Source organism: Microcoleus sp. LAD1_D5, from assembly GCF_036702115.1.
In the GTDB taxonomy this organism is placed as follows: domain Bacteria; phylum Cyanobacteriota; class Cyanobacteriia; order Cyanobacteriales; family Microcoleaceae; genus Microcoleus.
The window spans coordinates 1-15,959 of record NZ_JAUBSA010000027.1; the positions used below are offsets into that span (position 1 = coordinate 1).

The window sequence follows — 15,959 nt, forward strand, 5'->3', positions numbered from 1 at the left end:
TTATATTGCCGAGGAGAACTCGAATTCACTCATCTTTCTAAATGCTGTTTTCTCACTTTTTCAGCAAGCCCTAAATAGACACGCTTCGATCGCGCACCATGCAACAAGCTAGTAGATCCAATCTTTTCGCCAAACCTCAAACGAGGAGATTCTCAAATGCCATTGGCTGAACTAATGTCACAGATCCAGGAACTTTCAAAAATTGACAAGCTTCGGCTGATGCAGTTTCTGGCAACAGAACTGGTCAAAGAAGAAGATGCAACAAACTTTTTTGTTGCCGATCGAGAGTATCCGGTCTGGTCGCCTTACAATTGCTCTGAGGCTGCCAATGTTTTAATGAATCTTCTGACGACAAAACAACAAGAACAGAATGATTGACGCTCAGAGATTTCCCTACAAAATCATTGACAGCAGTCTTGGCATGGTCGATCGAATGCCGTATCTGCCATTGACACTCAGCCTGAACGGTCAATCCTTGAACGCTGAGGGCTTATTAGATACAGGCGCAAGCGTTAATGTTTTGCCCTACGAGTTAGGGCTACAACTGGGCTTAGTCTGGGAAAATGAGACACTCTCAGTCGTATTGGCTGGGAATTTGGCTCGATTTGAAGCCCGCGCAGTCGTTGTTAATGCTCGAGTTAGTTCATTCCCAATGCTTAACCTGGCATTTGCCTGGACACAAGCAACCAATGTACCTTTGATTTTGGGGCAAGCTAATTTCTTCTTCGAGTTTGATGTCTGTTTCTTCCGGGCACGTTCAGAATTTGAAATCCGTCCTAAGCAGAGTGAATAGAAATGAAGACTCTCCAACTATACCGTTATCTCGTAAACGCAGCCTGACTTTGGAGATGGTTCGGAATCTCGATCGAGAACTAATGATTCCGGTGGATAACTGTCGCCCTACATTACAAACACTAATTGCTGCTTTATTCTACGATTTATCAACAGATAAAAAAATCAAAATCCCTTCAATCGGTGAAAAACGGGAACGGGAATTGCCATCTCCTACAGCTAGGACTTGATATGATATCTACGAGCAAGCCAACTGGTTGAGCCAACAATCCCCGTACCTTGATAGTCGGGGAGTGTCAACAACAACTATCAAGGCAACTCAACCGAATTCGGTTTAGCAATGTGAGGCAAGCCCCAGCCCAATTTTTCCCGCAAAATGTGGAAAAACTCAAAAGATTGCACCCGAATAAACCGGGCTTGGTACGGAGCTCGCTCGACTTGCACCCAATCTTCGGGCAGAACATAACATCCGCCGTTACCGTCTACCACCATTACCAGGCGGTTTGGACTCGCTGGCAAAATCTTGACAGGCTCGGTGTTGGAAAACACCAAAGCCCGCGAAGCCATTGAATGCGGGCAAATAGGCAGCAACTGCAACACCGGCACTCCGGGAATGATGACAGGCCCACCCGCAGAAAGGGCGTAAGCTGTCGATCCTGTGGGAGTTGCGATGATGACTCCATCTGCGGCAATGTCAATAGAGGCGTGCTGACCGATCGCCACTTCAAAATGACACATACAAGTCAGCGGTTCCCGGTGCAGCACCATTTCATTGAGACAAAGGGCTTCCCAGAGGCAGTCGTTTTCTCGAAACAGCCGCACCGCCAGCATCGATCTTTCTTCTATTTCGTATTCTCCGGCGATTACCTTTTCCAAAGCTTGCGGCAGCAAGTTCAGGTAAGTTTCTGTTAAAAAGCCCATGTGACCGGTATTGACAGTCAGCAGCGGCACTCCAATCGGAGCAACTTGGCGAAATGCCGACAGCACCGTACCGTCGCCGCCCAAAACCACTGCAAACTCCATGTCGCTGTCAAAACCGGGGGGGACGAGTTGTTCGATCTGAGTGTGGCACAGGGGGCGATCGGGGCTAGAATAGCCCAGAATTCCTCCCGAACCAGAAACCGAGCAAACCTCCCAGCCGCGGGCAGTCAGCTTGTCTTCCAACTCTGCGGCGATGCGACAAGCCACAGGTTTAACGTCGTTGTATATAATCCCAGCTTTCGGCACTTTAAAATGTAAAGGGCATTTTTTGTTTACTCCGTTTTTTAGTCTTAAGCTGCTCGTACTCTATTTCCTTGAGCTTCTTCATAATCAGATTAAAGTATTCTTCGAGATAAGACTCCAAAGTAGTAGTTTCTTTGGGGTCGATTCCGAAGACACTGTAAACGTCATCCATCGGAGCTTTCAAGGGTTTTCCGGCTGCCAAAACTTCTGAAAAAGCCAATCTGTCAGCTACGTTCCAACTCCACTGAAAGAAGGTAGCTAATTTACGAGTAGCCTGCAACAAGACATCTGGGGTGCGCGTAATTTTTGCTTCCTTCCCTGACAGCCGTTCGCACAACCGCACGATTTCGTCAGCATCCCAAGCGCGATTTCCCACCACCGGAAAGCTTTTTTTCTCGGTTTCGGGAACGGAAAGGGCCCGGACGGCAAATTTAGCAACGTCCTGAGTGTTCATGTAGGCAAGGGCGGATGGCTTGTTGGGCAGCCAGACTGCCTGATTGTCCAAAATCGGCATTGCATACAGGCTCAGCAGTCCTTGCAAAAAGCCGCAAGGTCTCAAGATTGTGTAGTCTAGACCGGATTCTGCTAAGAACAATTCGGTACAGCGCTTGATTTCCAACAAAGGGACTTGAGGATATTTCTCGGCATCGAGAAAGGAAAAGAATATGTAACGCTTGATGCCTGCTGCTGCTGCTGCTTGGATCAGCGATACTTTTCCGTCCCAGTCTACTCTTTTAATGCTGACAGAATCGGCTGCACTGGCTGTTGCTGCATCGATAATAGCAGTGACGCCTTCTAGCGCCGGAGGCAGACTGTCTGGCTGGCAAAGGTTTCCCGGTACGAGTTCAGCGCCCCATTCTTTCAAAAAGGCAGCTTTTCTGTAACTTCTGACTAAACAGCGCACCTGGTAGCCCTCGTCTAGGGCGCGGCGGGCTATTTGGCGGCCGAGAGTGCCGGTGGCACCTAAAATCAATAAAGTCATCTAGGGATTAATTATGAATCTTAAACTTTCAATAAGATGGTATCAGGTTTTTGTTAAGTTTGTTATAAAAACTTAACAAAAACCTGAAATTTTCTCATTTTAGGCTTGAGATATTCGCCAGCAGGCTTGCTTTCGCCAGAAAGTAGACACTAGAAGGCAGAAGGTAGAAGGCTTGTGAAGGATTGGTTGAAAAAAACTTATTCTTCGCCGCCTTGCAATTTCAGCAGGAGGAAGCCTCCACCTATACCCACGAAAATTAGGGAAAAGGACAAAAAGGCTGCATTGAAAATTTCAGGATTCATGATTTTATATGTCCAATTGGGCGATCGCATTAAATAAAGATAATATAATTTGGGGCAACCCGGTACATGAATGCTAAAATTTCAGTGCCGAAATTCCTGTATTTTGTTGGAGAAAACTGCCTTGAGTCTCGATCGGGAATCAAAACTAGCTGTAACTCTGGGAGATCCGGCGGGAATTGGGCCGGAAGTGATTCTCAAGGCATTGGCAGATCCCGCTGCTGCTTTGATGGTGACGGTTTTCGGATCTAAGAGAATTTTGCAGCAAACTTACGATAAGTTGCGATCGAGCAATCCAGCAGCAGAAGCGGCAAATCCCGAAACATTAAATATTATTGATATCGAACCAGACAGCAAGTGGGGCGAAATTGTCCCCGGTGTCGGAAGTGCAGCTAGCGGGGCTGCTAGCTTTGCTTACATGGAAAGTGCGATCGCCCGTACCATCGCCGGCGAATTCTGTGCCATCGTCACCGGCCCAATTTCCAAAACTTGCTGGCAGGCGGCCGGTTACAATTATCCCGGCCAAACAGAACTCCTCGCAGAAAGGGCAAAATCGCAGCGGTTCGGAATGCTGTTTGCCGCCACATCTCCACACAGTGGCTGGACGCTGGTAACTTTACTCGCTACCACACATATTTCCCTGCGCCAAGTACCCGATGCTTTGACTCCAGAATTACTGAGTGAAAAACTAGAATTACTGATAGACTGTTTGCGGGAAGATTTTGGGCTGGAAAGACCGAAAATTGCGATTTCTGGCTTAAATCCTCACAGCGGCGAAAATGGCAAACTGGGAAATGAAGAGCAAGACTGGATGATACCTTGGTTGGAAACGCAGCGCGATCGCTTTCCTCAAGTGCAGTTAGACGGGCCAGTCCCCCCCGATACCCTGTGGGTAAAACCGGCTAAAGTTTGGTACGGTTTAGCCAAGGAAGCTCACGACGGTTACTTGGCAATGTACCACGACCAGGGGTTGATTCCAGTAAAATTGATGGCTTTCGATAAAGCAGTCAACACTACAATTGGCTTGCCTTTTGTCCGCACATCTCCGGATCACGGCACAGCTTTTGATATTGTAGGTCAAGGGATTGCGGATGCCTCCAGCATGAAGGCAGCATTGCAGTTGGCAGCTCAGTTGGCTAGTCGCAGAACAGCAGTTAAAATAGGGCGATAGCTTTAGTACGCCTGACGCTTGGAACAATTGTGTCATTCCTATTGATTTTCGCTGGGGTGAGGCGGCAAGCAAGCTGGTAATTTCCTTCGGTAGATTAAAATCAACTATTGGTAGCGCAGTATGGCAGCATCTAATGATAATTCAGGCAAAATATATCAGTCAGAAAAAGAGGTTTCTGATGCAACTCTGGCAAGTTCTAAAGCTGGAGAGCAACTTCAGGAATTGCTAACCATACTGACTGAATTTCAGTTATTAAAAAAATCCAAAAAAGAACCAAGCGAGCTGAAGTTACCGCTTTCGGAAAAGTCTGTGCAGCGCTTGGAGGATGAGGAAAATCGGCGCAAACAATTGTCTTTTCGGATCGAATCACCGAGTATTGTACCGGAAGTATTAACTAACGAGGAAGAGATCCCACCTCAAAGACGAGAAAACAATAATCAGGAACCCGATTTATCTATAGCCGCGAAGGTAGCCAGAAAAAATCGGCACTCGGAAGAAGAATTAGAACAAGCAGTAGAGCAGTTTAAGCAGTTGCAACAACTACTGTTTGAAAGGGATTTACCGGAATTTTACAGTAATGTTTTGAGTGTGGAACAAAGGTTAGAAAATTTTGAGAAGTTGATGTCTGAGCCCGAAGAGTTGATGATTTTGCTGAAACCGTTAATTCCTGAGTTAGTGAGAGAAGAATTAGATGGGTTGAAGTTGGAATTGAAAAAGGCGATCGACCTCGCGAGCAATAATAAAATTAATCGCATCGAGTTGGAGGCAAAATTAGCAGATTGGGAAAATCAAATTGCTAACTTGAACCAGCAGCCACTGCCGAATACAGAGCACTTAATCCAACGGCTGATGCCAGTGGTGGGCGATCTGCTCAACCGTAAGGTAGAGGAGTCTAAGTTAGAGGTAGCTTCGGCGATCGCACCGAGAGTCAATCAAGTAATTCACAATCAAAACGGACTTGAAGAACAGGTAGTAAGAATTGAAGATAGAGTTGCGAATATTCAGCAGCGTTACCAGCAGCAACCGGAAGATTTAATCAAGCAGCTAGTACCAGTAGTTAGCGATTTGCTGAACCGGAAAATTAGTGAATTAAAATTAGAGGTTGTAGAAGCTGTTGCCCCCTCAGTACAGGTAAGAATAGCTTGGGTAGAAATAGAAGAAAAAGTATTGAGCATCATCGAACGCCGACTGGCTACGCAACAGTCGCCAATTCAGAAGCCAGAAGAGATAATGGCGATGCTAATGCCGGCAATAACTGATTTGCTGAGTCAGAAAATCGATGAATCAAAATTACAAGTAGCAGCGACGATCCAACCTTTGATTGAATCAGCAATTCTTCAAAGAGAAGTTCAAGGAAAATTGAGCGACGTAGAAAGTAGACTCAATAATCTTCAGCGACAGCAAAAAAGTCAGCCGGAAGATATAATGGCAAGGTTAATGCCGTTAATGATTGAGTCGCTGAACCGGAAAATCGAGGAGACAAAATTAGAGGTGAGAGAGGCGATCGCACCTGGTGTCAACACGGCTATTCAAAACAGCGGTATTGCAGCACAACTATTAAATAATGAAACTAAGATTGTCGAAGTTCAGCAGCAAGTTTTAGCCGAGATAGAAGGGTTGATGGCAAGAATAATGCCAGTGATTGTAGAAATGCTGTCCCGAAACATCGGGGAAGCAAAGCTAGAGATAGAATCTGCGATCGCCCCCGCTGTCGATGCCATCATTCAGAATAAAAGGATCGATCAAAGACTCGGGAAGATCGAACAACAGATAGTGGCGATCGAACACCGAATTTATGAATCGACAGACTTGTTTACCGATTTACTGAAACCTTTGATTGACGAGCTGATGGTTAGCCATCACGCTCAACTACAAAAGTCGGTCATCGAATCTATTTTACCATTGTTAGATGAAGTTGTAAGTTATAATTACAGACTCAACGATAAAGTAGGGGAACTCGATCGCAAAATTACTGATGCGGAATGGGGAGGCGATCGGGAAGAATTAATCGCCCGAATTAAAATCATTTTTCCGGAAATGATGCTCCAAACCATTAATGAGTCGAGACAATCATTTGTCGAAACCATAAGTCCGATAATTGATGAAATAATTAATACGAAAACCAGAGAAAACAGACAATCGATGGGAGTAGCCATATCGCCGGCTCTGACTGTGGGAATCAGCCACAGAATGAGTGAATCTCCCGATGAAATTGCAATGGCGATCGCGCCGGAAATGGCCGCCGCTATCAAACAGCAAATTCATCTCAAGCGAGAAGCAATGTCGGATGCACTATATCCGATCATCGGCAGCACGATTTTAAAATACATCGCCGAGATGATGCGGGAGATTAATGAAAAACTCGAATCAGCTTTAAGTCCAGAGGGAATTAGTCGCAAAATTAAAGCAAAATTGCAGGGCATTTCTGAAGCTGAATTGGTGATGAAAGAAACAACACCACTCAGTGTTAAAGCTGTCTTTTTAATTCAAGCAAAATCGGGCTTAGTAATTTCAGCAGTGCAGAAGTCTGAACGCGAACAGCTAGAATCAGACATGGTAGCGGGAATGCTGACTGCTATTCGGGCTTTTGTCAACGATTGCATATCTCAGTCGGGAAATATTGCAGAAATTGATGCAATAGAATACGGCACATCTACCATAGTATTGGAAGTAGCGGGTTCGTGTTATCTAGCAGTAGTGATGCAAGGAGAAACCCGCCAGTGGTTTAAGTACAAAATGCGATCGATATTCAACAATATTGTTCAAGAATACGGAGATAAAATTCAGTCATTTAACGGCGACCCAGCAACTGTGCCACCCGAAGTAAACTCGAAATTGCAAAAATTAATCGAGACAGATGTAAAAGTTAAATCTTCTAAACTGCCAATTTTACCCATGATCGGTTTGGCAGCGTTAGGTTTAATTGGCTTACCTTGGGGAATTCATCAATACCGCAGCGGAGTTGAAGCGAGCTTAGAAGCAGATACGAATTTAGCATTACAATCTGCTCCAGAGTTATCGGTTTATCGTATCGTGGCAGATGTTAAAGATAAATTATTGGAGATTTCTGGACGGGTGCCGAATCAAAATCTGCGATTAAAAGCGGAAAAAATCGCTCAGCAAGCGGCTCCACAATCAAAAATTGAAAATAAAATTATAGCCGTTGAAGTACCTCCCGATCCGGTTTTAGTCGAAGCCGATGTCAAGCGGACGGTGGCTCTTTTGAATAAAGTAGAAAGCATTAGTATCTCGGCTCGCTATGCTGAGGGAAAAGTCGCCGTTGCAGGCAGCGTGAGCAAAGTGCCAGATGCTCAGAAAATAACTCAAGCTTTTGAGAAAATTCCGGGGGTGAAGTCTGTAACAAATACAGTGATTATAGGAACTCCACCGCCACCAAAGATAATAATGCCAGTTCGCGTGTATTTCGGTGCAGGTTCGGCAAGTTTGCAGGCGAAAGATGTAGCAGAAAAGCTTAGCAAAGTCAAGGAATATATGGAGAAAAATAGCACCAAGAATTTAAGGATAGTTGGCTACAGCGATTTTAAAAGCACTCCGGTAGAAAATCAAAAGTTGGCACTGGAAAGGGCGACAAATGTGAAAAATATTTTGGTTAGACAAGGGATAAATGGCAACAGAATACAAGTTGCTTCTACTAAGGGTCGTCCCGAAGGTGTGGAGGCCAATCAACCGCTGTGGCTGAGCAGATTGGTAGTATTTGAGGTGATAAATTAAAATAGGGAATTGGGAATTGAGAATTGGAAATTTTCCCTAATAACTATTGACTACTGACTAATATCATGTCCGATCGATTGATCATAATATCCCGGCCGGGCGGGTTTTTGAGATTGTCAATTATTGGCCGATATTGTGGGTGAACCCGCCCCTACCTGATTGCGGGTAATCGACGGGACATGATATGACTACTGACTACTGACTACTGACTTCTTCCTCTTAAATTAATCGAACTCGCCCGGAGGTAAAGGCTTGTATTCGATCGGCCGCCAAGCATATTAGCAAGCGGCCGCATCCATCAATGCCCGCTGCTTCTCCGCAGATGGTTTCGGAGGAAAGTTCGATCGCCACCGGGCAGCCAATCAACGCATCGCGGCGGCGCAATTCCGGCAAAAGTAGCGCTAAACCGGACTTTTCTGCTGGCTTGTCTGTGGTAGAAAACATATCGGCTAGTTCGAGTAAATAGTGCCGCAGTCGATCGAGCAAACACAGTTCATCTGGTACTTTACTAGCAATAGAATGCAAGCTTACGGAATTGCCGAGATCTCTTTCATCCAATCCCGCAGCCGCGAAATCTACGCAGCGGTTGAGCCCAATTCCCACAACGGCGCGAGTTTTGCCCAAAGCATTGCCGGAAGTAGCTTCGCAGAGAATTCCGGCTAATTTGTGGCGATCGATCCAGACATCGTTTGGCCATTTCAGGCGCAGCATATCGCGACAGTCGGGAACCAAATCTTCGATCGCGTAAATCACCGCTAAACCCGCTGCTAAACTGAGTCCCGGCAACAGAGTGGGGTTGAGGTTTTCGAGTACAAAACTAACAGTCAAGACACCGCTTGGGGCGTGCCAGGTGCGCCCGTGTTGGCCGCGCCCGCTGGTTTGTCGCCTAGTAAATACTGCATCTCCGTGGTGGAGTTGGGCCGCGCGGGCGATCGCCCAACTGTTGGTACTCGGACAGGTATCCAAGGGGTGTAGCCAGTGAGGGAGGTTTGGGCGATCGGGTTCTGGGGTTGCGGGCACGGGAGTTAAGGGCAATTCAGACAAGGTTTGATTTGTAGTATTTGATATCTAAAAGCTGATTATCGCATTTTCCAGAAGTGCCACCTCGCGCGACGGCGAGAATTCAGCGAAATCGGAGTGTAGTACAGTTTCCGCATCAGATTTACCTTACGCCACAACATCAGTTGAGCCGCAAAATCTCTTGATTTATAAGGGTTTTGGCGAACGCAGAGGGTTGGGGGGAGCGATCGACACCCCTTTAAAAAACCCAATTTAAAAAAAAGTTGTATTACCCCCTTGACAGTCTTGTATTATGCAATGTAGTATAAATGTATGGCGAAGGGGAAAGAGCTTCAAAGCCTTAGCCCACGAGCAATATGAACCTTGACAACTGAATAGGAAGTTAATCATGTCACATAATTATGGACATTGGCGGTGTAGACTCCGGCAACAATAGCCCGATCGGGTTGTAGTACGCGGAATCAACCGCCACCCCGTCCCAACTTGAGTAATTCAAGGACAGAATATTGTTCATTTTCGCGGGGGTATAGCTCAACCGGTCAGAGCAGTCGCCTGTCGAGCGAAAGGTTGCGAGTTCAAGTCTCGTTACTCCCGTCAAAGTCCCGTAGGCAAAAGTCAAGCCGTCTCCCCCTCAAGGAGAAGATTGCGAGTGCAAACCTCGTCGGGACTCCCAGGTTAGGTGGCTGAGTGGCTCAAAGCGTCGGTCTGCAAAACCGATTTTCGCGGGTTCAAATCCCGCCCTAACCTCTGTTCCCAATCAGAAATTAAAAATTAGAAATTAAAAGATTAAACAAACAGTCTTTTAATTGAATTTTTTAACTTTGAAAAGGAACGAAGTGAAAGTGACATTGCAGCGTAGCTTAATCGTAAAGCGCCAAGTTCATACCTTGGTCAATGCGGGTGCAAATCCCGCCGCTGCCACCAAAAGCAGGGATGGTGTAACTGGCAACACTCTGGTCTCCAAAACCAGCATTCTGAGTTCAAATCTCAGTTCCTGTGCCAATTTATAGTGCTGTAGGCAAATGGTTTAAGCCGCTTGGTTTTCACCCAAGTGATTGCGGGTTCAACTCCCGTCAGCACTTCTCGTGGGTCGTTGGCAGAATGGTTTTGCAGCCGCCTTTTAAGCGGATGGATCGAGGTTCAATTCCTCGACGACCTACCAAAATTTCTATCTTGGGTCGGCCCTCCTATTGGCGTGGGTAGCTGTCTGTAAAACAGTAGCTTAAAGCGTTGCTGGTTCAATTCCAGCCCGACCCATTTATAACGGCATTTAATATGCAGTTGCAATCTTGAGAACGTGGTGTAGCCGGATAACATCTCAGTTAATAAAACTGAAGATTGAGGGTTCAAATCCCTCCGTTCTCGCTGTGGAGAGGTGGCCGAGTGGCTTAAGGCGCTTTCCTGCTAAGAAAGAGCGGTTTAACAGCCGTCGAGGGTTCAAATCCCTCCTTCTCCGTTTTCCCCCGATAGCTCAGTTGGTAGAGTGCTTGTGTGAAGAACAAGAGGTCGTCAGTTCGATACTGACTTGGGGGATTGCGTTGCCTTATAGCTCAATGGTAGAGCAAGCGGTTGTTAACCGTTAGGTTGTAGGTTCGAGTCCTACTGGGGCAGCCATTTTTTAAATTGCCGGGTAGACAAACTGGTAAAGTCGCCTATCTCTGAAATAGGAGTTTCTGTAGGTTCAAAGCCTACCCCGGCACCCAATAATTGGGAAGTCGCCTAATCGGTATGGCACCGCTCTTTGAAAGCGGCAAAATGCAGGTTCGATCCCTGTCTTCCCAGTTCTGCTATTACCAACGCAGATAAAATCCACTCCTGTAGCCCAATTGGCAGAGGCCGCAATTTCAAAAATTGTGTTGTGTGAGTTCAAATCTCACCAGGAGTACCAAATTTTTAACTAAGTTTCTACTTGCTCCTGTGGCGGAATTGGCAGACGCGGCAGACTTAAAATCTGTTTAATTTTGAGTGTGAGTTCGAGTCTCACCAGGAGCATGAACGGGATGTAATTCAGCGGCCAGAAGCCATGCTTTGGGAGCATGGAGTCGTTGGTTCAAATCCAACCATCCCGACTTTACCCCTGTGATGTAATTGGAAAACATCACTCGCTCAGAACGAGTGTTTTTTGCAGGTTCGAGGCCTGTCAGGGGTATGAGGTTTTATTAAATCTCAACTCTCAAATCTAAAATCTAAAATCGGTTTTGCCCCTGTAGCCCAATCGGTAGAGGCGCTAGATTTAGGATCTAGTTAGTGCTGGTTCGATGCCAGTCAGGGGTATTTGGTGACATCGCGGGTGAAGTAGCCTGGGTAGGCTTGGAGGTCTCATAAGCCTCTTAATAGCAGGTTCAACTCCTGCCCCCGCCACCAAAAATGCAGGTGTGATGTAATTGGCGACATGAGGCTCTTGTAAAGCTTTCTTGCGAGTTCAAATCTCGCCATCTGCTGTGGTAAAAATGCGGATATGGTGTAACGGTAGCATTCGAGTCTTCCAAACTCTAGGCACGAGTTCGAGCCTCGTTATCCGCTTGGCTAAACGAGAGGTTTTTTCAATCCAAAATCTCAAATTTCCAATCTAAAATCGGTTTGCGGATGTCATGTAGCGGCTAGCATCTGAGTATGCCATTCTCAGCGCATGGGTTCGAGTCCCATCATCCGCTTTTGTAGTCCTGAGCTTCGATGGTAGAGCGTTTGCCTTACAAGCAGACGCGGGGTAATGTCCTGCCAGGACTACTAATTTATGGGAGTGTAGCTCAATGGATAGAGCGCCGCGCTTCGGACGCGGATGTTGTGGGTTCAAGTCCTGCCACTCTCGTTGTTTTTGCTTTAATTTAAGGAGGTTGATTCCATTGAATGGATAATTTTTTATATTAAGAGCGATCGCCCTTTGCGTGTCCCAATGTTTGGAGCCTACATACTTTAGTACGAGAGGAAAGGTAACGCTGTCAAAATCAGCGGGCGTTTGAGAACGGGGAGTGCATTGAACCCGGCAGGTTGGCTTAAAGGTAGCCATCCTTTAAAGAGTGTGTAATAACTCATCGGCGGAGTCCCTCTAGTAACTGAGAAAACGCAATGCTCTGATAACTTGCACGGAAAGTGCGATCGCACAAATCGACAAAAAATACGGGAGTGTAACTCAACTGGATAGAGTGTCGAGCTTCTACCTCGAATGTTGTGGGTTCGATTCCTACCGCTCCTGCTGTCTGGGGTTGGTAGCTTAATTGGTAAAGCATCTAACTGGCTGTTAGAAAGATATCGGTTCAAATCCGATCGCAATCCACCACACCAATTTTAGATTTTAGATTTTAGATTTACTCCACAGGTGAATCTTTTACGGGGTCATTCGATTTTAGATTTTAGATTTTAGATTTTAGATTTACTCCACAGGTGAATCTTTTACGGGGTCATTCGATTTTAGATTTTAAATTTTAGATTTTAGATTTACTCCACAGGTGAATCTTTTAGCCGGGGTCATAGCTCAATTGGTAGAGCGTTTGCTTTGCACGCAAGAGGTTAGGAGTTCGCTCCTCCTTGACTCCACTTACGGTGTCTGAAGTCGAAGCGGTCGAGACGCTAGCCCGTGAAGCTAGTTATTAGCGGGTTCAAGCCCCGTCGGACACCCCTTGGAAGATGCCGCTAAATGGTTGGCAACCAGTCTTGAAAACTGGGGTACAGGTAACTGTAAGGGTTCGATTCCTTCATCTTCCTTTTAACCACCGGAAGTCGAAAAGCGAGACACCGTGCTGATAACGCGGGGATAGGAGGGGCAGTACCTCCTCGGTGGATTGCTGATGATTTTATATATAAATAAGGGAGAATTCTGGTTAATGTTTTCACGAGCTTTGCTATCATACAGCGAGCAAAATTATGGGGAGGTCGCCTAAGTGGAATGGCACCGTAAAAACTTTGGAAAAGCGGCTCCCAAAATGACGATCGGGTTTGTTGAGTAGGGTAAAAAGTTGCTTCGCGACGTTCCCTGAAAACGCAAACTGGCAGCGGGTTGCGGAGGCACTGAAAGGAATTAACAGTCCGAGATGGGGGCAGTTCTCATCTGCTTGCGGGCAGTAAGGAAGCGCGTTTCCTGAAAGTTGCTGTCGATCGATGCGGGTTCGAGTCCCGTCCTCTCCATTTCAAGTCCCTGTTGAAAAGTTCCAACCCGTGCCCTAACAGTTAAAGCATACATACTCGGCTGTTAACCGACTAAAACCAATGCTTTGCGTACTTGCACGGGTTGGTACCTGTGGAACCTCAGTGACCGTGGGGGTCTACATCGGGGTCATAGCTGCACGTTGGCCGCAGTCGGGTCATCAACTGCCTCAACAAAAAGCCATTACTGTTCCAGGCCGTATAAGGGCTAGCCCCTTGTCCCTTTAGGCACAAGGTTTGTCGGGCTTTGTTATGGCAGATATTCGCTAGCAGGCTGACGACTGACACTAAGCCGAGTTCATCGACAAGGGCTTCGAGTTCATGTTGAGTCACAAGCACACCTCCAGGGTTGACTATTCCTGAAATATACCATATAGTACCCTTGAAGGGTACTTTGAGTATACTAATAGTTACTGAACCTCAGTTTCGTCCACGAGGTTGTATTCCTTGACGGCCGCCATGACTAGCAGAGTGGACATAGGAACTCCTGTCTGCTGGGAGATTTTTCTCAGTTTTTCGTGCAAACGCTTGGGAACTGTGACTTTAATCACAGCAGTCTCTTCTTTGTCAGCCATTTCAAGCAGTCATGTTTAGTTGACACCAGCTTATCCTCTTTCGGAGTACCGATCGCACCTTGCTGCGATCGTCTGTAGGGATGCGGGCGCAGCGCGATAAAATGGCTGCTGCTGCGAAACTGTCCGCTAACAAATAAAAAGGTCGATCGCAAATCTCTAACCAAGGGAGCGATCGGATATATGAGTTACAGTCAGAAGCACGCAGTAACCAAACTACTTAATAAAAAAGGTGAAGTATGCGAAAATTCAAATATTATGTTATACTATTCTAGATGCGGGAGTATAGCTCAGTTGGTTAGAGCAGGTGACTCTTAATCTCAAGGTCGAAGGTTCAAGTCCTTCTACTCCCATCCCCAATAACCTACTATTCACAAGGCTTTGAGACTTTAAACTGTCTCTAGTAGGTCGTTGTTCGCTCACGATAGCAGCCAACGGCGGTAGCGGTTGGATTACAGTGAGTGTTTGCGTGGTCGGATTTTTAATGTCAATCGACCCGCCCGATCAATAAAAGTGCGATCGCCCAAGCTATTTTTAAACTAAATAACCACAGGAAATGGTGATTAGCTATGATGGCAAATCTCTCGGGGCGCTGCTATGGGCGCGATCGCGATTTAGGTGCGATCGCACATTTAATCAATACTTGCGAAGAAGTCGATCGGCTGGATCAAGGCACTTCAATCTCCGAACTACAACAAGAATTTAACCAACCGTCCCTAGATGTAGCGCGCGATATCCGCCTTTGGGAAGATGCGGAGGGAAAATTAATCGGTTTTTCTCAGTTGTCCGTTTCTGAGCCTGGGGAAGTAATTGACGGTTGGCTGTGGTTTCGCGTCCACCCCGACGCGCGCGGAGGCGATGTGGAAGCAACCGCGATCGCCTGGGGTGAAGTGCGGATGCGCGAAGTGTCTGCGATGCGGGGCGGGCGCGTGAAGCTGCGAACCTACGCTCGCGCTGAGGATTGCGATCGCATTTCTGTGCTGGGAAGTTGCGGTTTTAAGGTCGATCGCTATTTTTTCCGAATGGCGCGATCGCTCTCTGAAGCGATCCCAGAACCGCATTTCCCCGAAGGTTTCACGCTGCGTCAGTTCCCCGGCGAACAGGATGCGGCAGCTTGGGTAGAAATGTTTAACCAGTCGTTTATCGATCACTGGAATCATCACGATTTAACGGTGGATAAATTTAAGCACGAGTTAGCTAAACCCCATTACAGAAATGATTTAGACTTGATTGCTGTTGCTGATGACGGCACATTTGTCAGTTTTTGTTACTGCGAGATTAGTGTGGAAGAGTGCGATCGTACCGGGCGCAATGAAGGCTGGATTGCTTGTCTCGGCACTAGGCGCGGCTTCCGCAAAATGGGATTGGGACGAGCTATGTTGCTGGCTGGTTTGCATCGACTGAAAGCTGCCGGTGTCGCTACTGCTATTGTCGGCGTCGATGCTGAAAATTCATCAGGTGCGATGGGACTTTACGAGTCTGCTGGCTTCCACAATATTCGCAACAGCATTTCCTATGTTAAGGATGTTTAATCGATGTTACAGTTCGCGATCGCGCTTTGACCCAAGAAACCCGGTTTTTTACCGGATCTGCGGGTAGCAACGAAACATTTTCCTGAAAAAACCCGGTTTCTCGCCACTCGTGTAAGTTTTATCTAAAAAACTTTTGCTACCCCCTTGACACATATGTAGTATACATGTAGTATGTAGATATGGAAAGCGCAGGACAAGCAAAAACCTGTATTTTTCGTGCAAATTCTGAACCTTGACAACTAAATATTGCTCAAAATTTCAACGAACATCAATTTGAAAGTCTTGTAATATAGACTCGATGGTCATGTTGTTACTTTATACGAGACTGTTCGGTTACAAACTGACTCGGCTAGAGTCAGATATTGTACGAAATCAGTCTAATTTCAACGAGTTTCATGCGGATTCAGAACAGACAAGTTCAGCCAGATTTGAATCAACCAAAAAGACTGAGGAAATCCGCAAGATCAAACAAGCTTATCATTTAGAACGGCGCTT

13 protein-coding genes and 28 tRNA genes are annotated in these 15,959 nt (G+C 46.4%); 34 read left to right on the top strand and 7 right to left on the bottom strand.

Translation table 11 applies throughout. The annotated features are described in order from the left end of the window. The first annotated feature begins 156 nt into the window (after positions 1-156). The 3 genes from QUA70_RS13590 to QUA70_RS13600 are packed head-to-tail and all read left to right on the top strand — an operon-like array spanning position 157 to position 1,022. Positions 157-378: a hypothetical protein gene (locus QUA70_RS13590; protein ID WP_333203042.1), complete on the top strand. Its 222-nt coding sequence runs from the start codon at positions 157-159 to the stop codon at positions 376-378. Next, positions 371-793: an aspartyl protease family protein gene (locus QUA70_RS13595; protein ID WP_333335276.1), complete on the top strand. Its 423-nt coding sequence runs from the start codon at positions 371-373 to the stop codon at positions 791-793. The genes QUA70_RS13590 and QUA70_RS13595 overlap by 8 nt, the downstream gene beginning before the upstream one ends. Then, positions 786-1,022, top strand: a complete 237-nt coding sequence (locus QUA70_RS13600) for a hypothetical protein (RefSeq protein WP_333347568.1) — start codon at positions 786-788, stop codon at positions 1,020-1,022. The genes QUA70_RS13595 and QUA70_RS13600 overlap by 8 nt, the downstream gene beginning before the upstream one ends. Before the next feature lie 79 nt (positions 1,023-1,101). Here the strand turns inward: QUA70_RS13600 and QUA70_RS13605 are convergent, their stop codons facing one another. From QUA70_RS13605 to petM, 3 genes are all read right to left on the bottom strand, one after another. Next, positions 1,102-2,019: an NAD(+) kinase gene (locus QUA70_RS13605; RefSeq protein ID WP_333347571.1), complete on the bottom strand. Its 918-nt coding sequence runs from the start codon at positions 2,017-2,019 to the stop codon at positions 1,102-1,104. A gap of 1 nt (position 2,020) precedes the next feature. Then, positions 2,021-2,998, bottom strand: a complete 978-nt coding sequence (locus tag QUA70_RS13610) for an NmrA family NAD(P)-binding protein (RefSeq protein WP_333053557.1) — start codon at positions 2,996-2,998, stop codon at positions 2,021-2,023. Between the two features lie 197 nt (positions 2,999-3,195). Then, a complete protein-coding gene (gene petM, locus QUA70_RS13615) occupies positions 3,196-3,330 on the bottom strand; it encodes a cytochrome b6-f complex subunit PetM (protein WP_445251635.1) in 135 nt (44 codons plus the stop codon). 40 nt (positions 3,331-3,370) lie between these two features. On the opposite strand from petM, the gene pdxA reads away from it, so the two are divergent. Beyond that, positions 3,371-4,468, top strand: coding sequence for a 4-hydroxythreonine-4-phosphate dehydrogenase PdxA (gene pdxA / locus QUA70_RS13620; RefSeq protein ID WP_333347574.1), 1,098 nt, complete (start codon positions 3,371-3,373; stop codon positions 4,466-4,468). 120 nt (positions 4,469-4,588) lie between these two features. After that, on the top strand, positions 4,589-8,200 hold the full coding sequence (locus tag QUA70_RS13625; RefSeq protein WP_333347577.1) for an OmpA family protein: 3,612 nt from the start codon (positions 4,589-4,591) through the stop codon (positions 8,198-8,200). 219 nt (positions 8,201-8,419) lie between these two features. Here the strand turns inward: QUA70_RS13625 and QUA70_RS13630 are convergent, their stop codons facing one another. Continuing rightward, positions 8,420-9,244, bottom strand: coding sequence for a biotin--[acetyl-CoA-carboxylase] ligase (locus QUA70_RS13630; protein WP_333347580.1), 825 nt, complete (start codon positions 9,242-9,244; stop codon positions 8,420-8,422). A 496-nt stretch (positions 9,245-9,740) separates the two neighbouring features. Between QUA70_RS13630 and QUA70_RS13635 the strand changes: the two genes are divergently transcribed. The 27 genes from QUA70_RS13635 (at position 9,741) to QUA70_RS13765 (ending at position 12,922) form a co-directional block, all read left to right on the top strand. Continuing rightward, positions 9,741-9,814: transfer RNA gene (locus QUA70_RS13635), tRNA-Asp, on the top strand. Positions 9,815-9,818: 4 nt separating this feature from the next. Further along, positions 9,819-9,893, top strand: a tRNA-Glu gene (locus tag QUA70_RS13640). Further along, positions 9,894-9,967 (top strand) — tRNA-Cys (locus tag QUA70_RS13645). 102 nt (positions 9,968-10,069) lie between these two features. Next, positions 10,070-10,144: transfer RNA gene (locus tag QUA70_RS13650), tRNA-Met, on the top strand. A 3-nt stretch (positions 10,145-10,147) separates the two neighbouring features. Continuing rightward, a tRNA-Trp gene (locus QUA70_RS13655) sits at positions 10,148-10,222 on the top strand. A gap of 6 nt (positions 10,223-10,228) precedes the next feature. Further along, positions 10,229-10,302: transfer RNA gene (locus QUA70_RS13660), tRNA-Glu, on the top strand. Between the two features lie 5 nt (positions 10,303-10,307). Further along, positions 10,308-10,382 (top strand) — tRNA-Lys (locus QUA70_RS13665). A 13-nt stretch (positions 10,383-10,395) separates the two neighbouring features. Next, positions 10,396-10,477: transfer RNA gene (locus tag QUA70_RS13670), tRNA-Tyr, on the top strand. A gap of 34 nt (positions 10,478-10,511) precedes the next feature. Then, positions 10,512-10,585, top strand: a tRNA-Tyr gene (locus QUA70_RS13675). Positions 10,586-10,589: 4 nt separating this feature from the next. After that, a tRNA-Ser gene (locus QUA70_RS13680) sits at positions 10,590-10,676 on the top strand. A 4-nt stretch (positions 10,677-10,680) separates the two neighbouring features. Further along, a tRNA-Phe gene (locus tag QUA70_RS13685) sits at positions 10,681-10,753 on the top strand. Between the two features lie 6 nt (positions 10,754-10,759). Further along, positions 10,760-10,834 (top strand) — tRNA-Asn (locus QUA70_RS13690). Positions 10,835-10,844: 10 nt separating this feature from the next. Continuing rightward, positions 10,845-10,923, top strand: a tRNA-Gln gene (locus tag QUA70_RS13695). Positions 10,924-10,928: 5 nt separating this feature from the next. Beyond that, positions 10,929-11,002 (top strand) — tRNA-Gln (locus QUA70_RS13700). A gap of 29 nt (positions 11,003-11,031) precedes the next feature. Further along, a tRNA-Leu gene (locus QUA70_RS13705) sits at positions 11,032-11,108 on the top strand. Positions 11,109-11,131: 23 nt separating this feature from the next. Next, positions 11,132-11,212 (top strand) — tRNA-Leu (locus QUA70_RS13710). Between the two features lie 4 nt (positions 11,213-11,216). Then, positions 11,217-11,289 (top strand) — tRNA-Pro (locus QUA70_RS13715). A 131-nt stretch (positions 11,290-11,420) separates the two neighbouring features. After that, positions 11,421-11,494, top strand: a tRNA-Leu gene (locus QUA70_RS13720). A 95-nt stretch (positions 11,495-11,589) separates the two neighbouring features. Then, positions 11,590-11,661: transfer RNA gene (locus QUA70_RS13725), tRNA-Thr, on the top strand. Positions 11,662-11,672: 11 nt separating this feature from the next. Further along, a tRNA-Gly gene (locus QUA70_RS13730) sits at positions 11,673-11,743 on the top strand. A gap of 59 nt (positions 11,744-11,802) precedes the next feature. After that, positions 11,803-11,874: transfer RNA gene (locus QUA70_RS13735), tRNA-Gly, on the top strand. Positions 11,875-11,956: 82 nt separating this feature from the next. Beyond that, positions 11,957-12,029, top strand: a tRNA-Arg gene (locus tag QUA70_RS13740). A gap of 310 nt (positions 12,030-12,339) precedes the next feature. Beyond that, positions 12,340-12,413, top strand: a tRNA-Arg gene (locus QUA70_RS13745). Positions 12,414-12,420: 7 nt separating this feature from the next. After that, positions 12,421-12,497 (top strand) — tRNA-Ala (locus QUA70_RS13750). A gap of 184 nt (positions 12,498-12,681) precedes the next feature. Beyond that, a tRNA-Ala gene (locus QUA70_RS13755) sits at positions 12,682-12,754 on the top strand. Positions 12,755-12,760: 6 nt separating this feature from the next. Further along, positions 12,761-12,835 (top strand) — tRNA-His (locus QUA70_RS13760). Positions 12,836-12,839: 4 nt separating this feature from the next. Further along, positions 12,840-12,922, top strand: a tRNA-Ser gene (locus QUA70_RS13765). A 540-nt stretch (positions 12,923-13,462) separates the two neighbouring features. Here QUA70_RS13765 and QUA70_RS13770 read toward each other — a convergent pair. The 3 genes from QUA70_RS13770 to QUA70_RS13780 all read right to left on the bottom strand — a co-directional run bounded on the left by QUA70_RS13770 (position 13,463) and on the right by QUA70_RS13780 (position 14,099). Beyond that, positions 13,463-13,693, bottom strand: a complete 231-nt coding sequence (locus QUA70_RS13770; RefSeq protein ID WP_333347582.1) for a hypothetical protein — start codon at positions 13,691-13,693, stop codon at positions 13,463-13,465. Between the two features lie 77 nt (positions 13,694-13,770). Then, positions 13,771-13,911 carry a ribbon-helix-helix domain-containing protein gene (locus tag QUA70_RS13775; protein WP_333410452.1) on the bottom strand — a complete coding sequence of 47 codons (141 nt, stop codon included), beginning with the start codon at positions 13,909-13,911 and terminating at the stop codon, positions 13,771-13,773. Then, positions 13,908-14,099 carry a hypothetical protein gene (locus QUA70_RS13780; protein ID WP_333410454.1) on the bottom strand — a complete coding sequence of 64 codons (192 nt, stop codon included), beginning with the start codon at positions 14,097-14,099 and terminating at the stop codon, positions 13,908-13,910. The genes QUA70_RS13775 and QUA70_RS13780 overlap by 4 nt, the downstream gene beginning before the upstream one ends. Before the next feature lie 112 nt (positions 14,100-14,211). On the opposite strand from QUA70_RS13780, the gene QUA70_RS13785 reads away from it, so the two are divergent. Then, positions 14,212-14,285: transfer RNA gene (locus tag QUA70_RS13785), tRNA-Lys, on the top strand. 216 nt (positions 14,286-14,501) lie between these two features. Next, positions 14,502-15,464, top strand: a complete 963-nt coding sequence (locus tag QUA70_RS13790) for a GNAT family N-acetyltransferase (protein WP_333347585.1) — start codon at positions 14,502-14,504, stop codon at positions 15,462-15,464. Positions 15,465-15,959: the final 495 nt, after the last annotated feature.

What these genes read in the sequence shown, in the direction of transcription:
- QUA70_RS13590 (WP_333203042.1), top strand. Translation starts at nt 157, where the DNA reads ATGCCATTGGCTGAACTAATGTCACAGATCCAGGAACTTTCAAAAATT.
- QUA70_RS13595 (WP_333335276.1), top strand. Translation starts at nt 371, where the DNA reads ATGATTGACGCTCAGAGATTTCCCTACAAAATCATTGACAGCAGTCTT.
- QUA70_RS13610 (WP_333053557.1), bottom strand. Translation starts at nt 2,998, where the DNA reads ATGACTTTATTGATTTTAGGTGCCACCGGCACTCTCGGCCGCCAAATA.
- petM (WP_445251635.1), bottom strand. Translation starts at nt 3,330, where the DNA reads ATGCGATCGCCCAATTGGACATATAAAATCATGAATCCTGAAATTTTC.
- pdxA (WP_333347574.1), top strand. Translation starts at nt 3,371, where the DNA reads ATGCTAAAATTTCAGTGCCGAAATTCCTGTATTTTGTTGGAGAAAACT.
- QUA70_RS13625 (WP_333347577.1), top strand. Translation starts at nt 4,589, where the DNA reads ATGGCAGCATCTAATGATAATTCAGGCAAAATATATCAGTCAGAAAAA.
- QUA70_RS13790 (WP_333347585.1), top strand. Translation starts at nt 14,502, where the DNA reads ATGATGGCAAATCTCTCGGGGCGCTGCTATGGGCGCGATCGCGATTTA.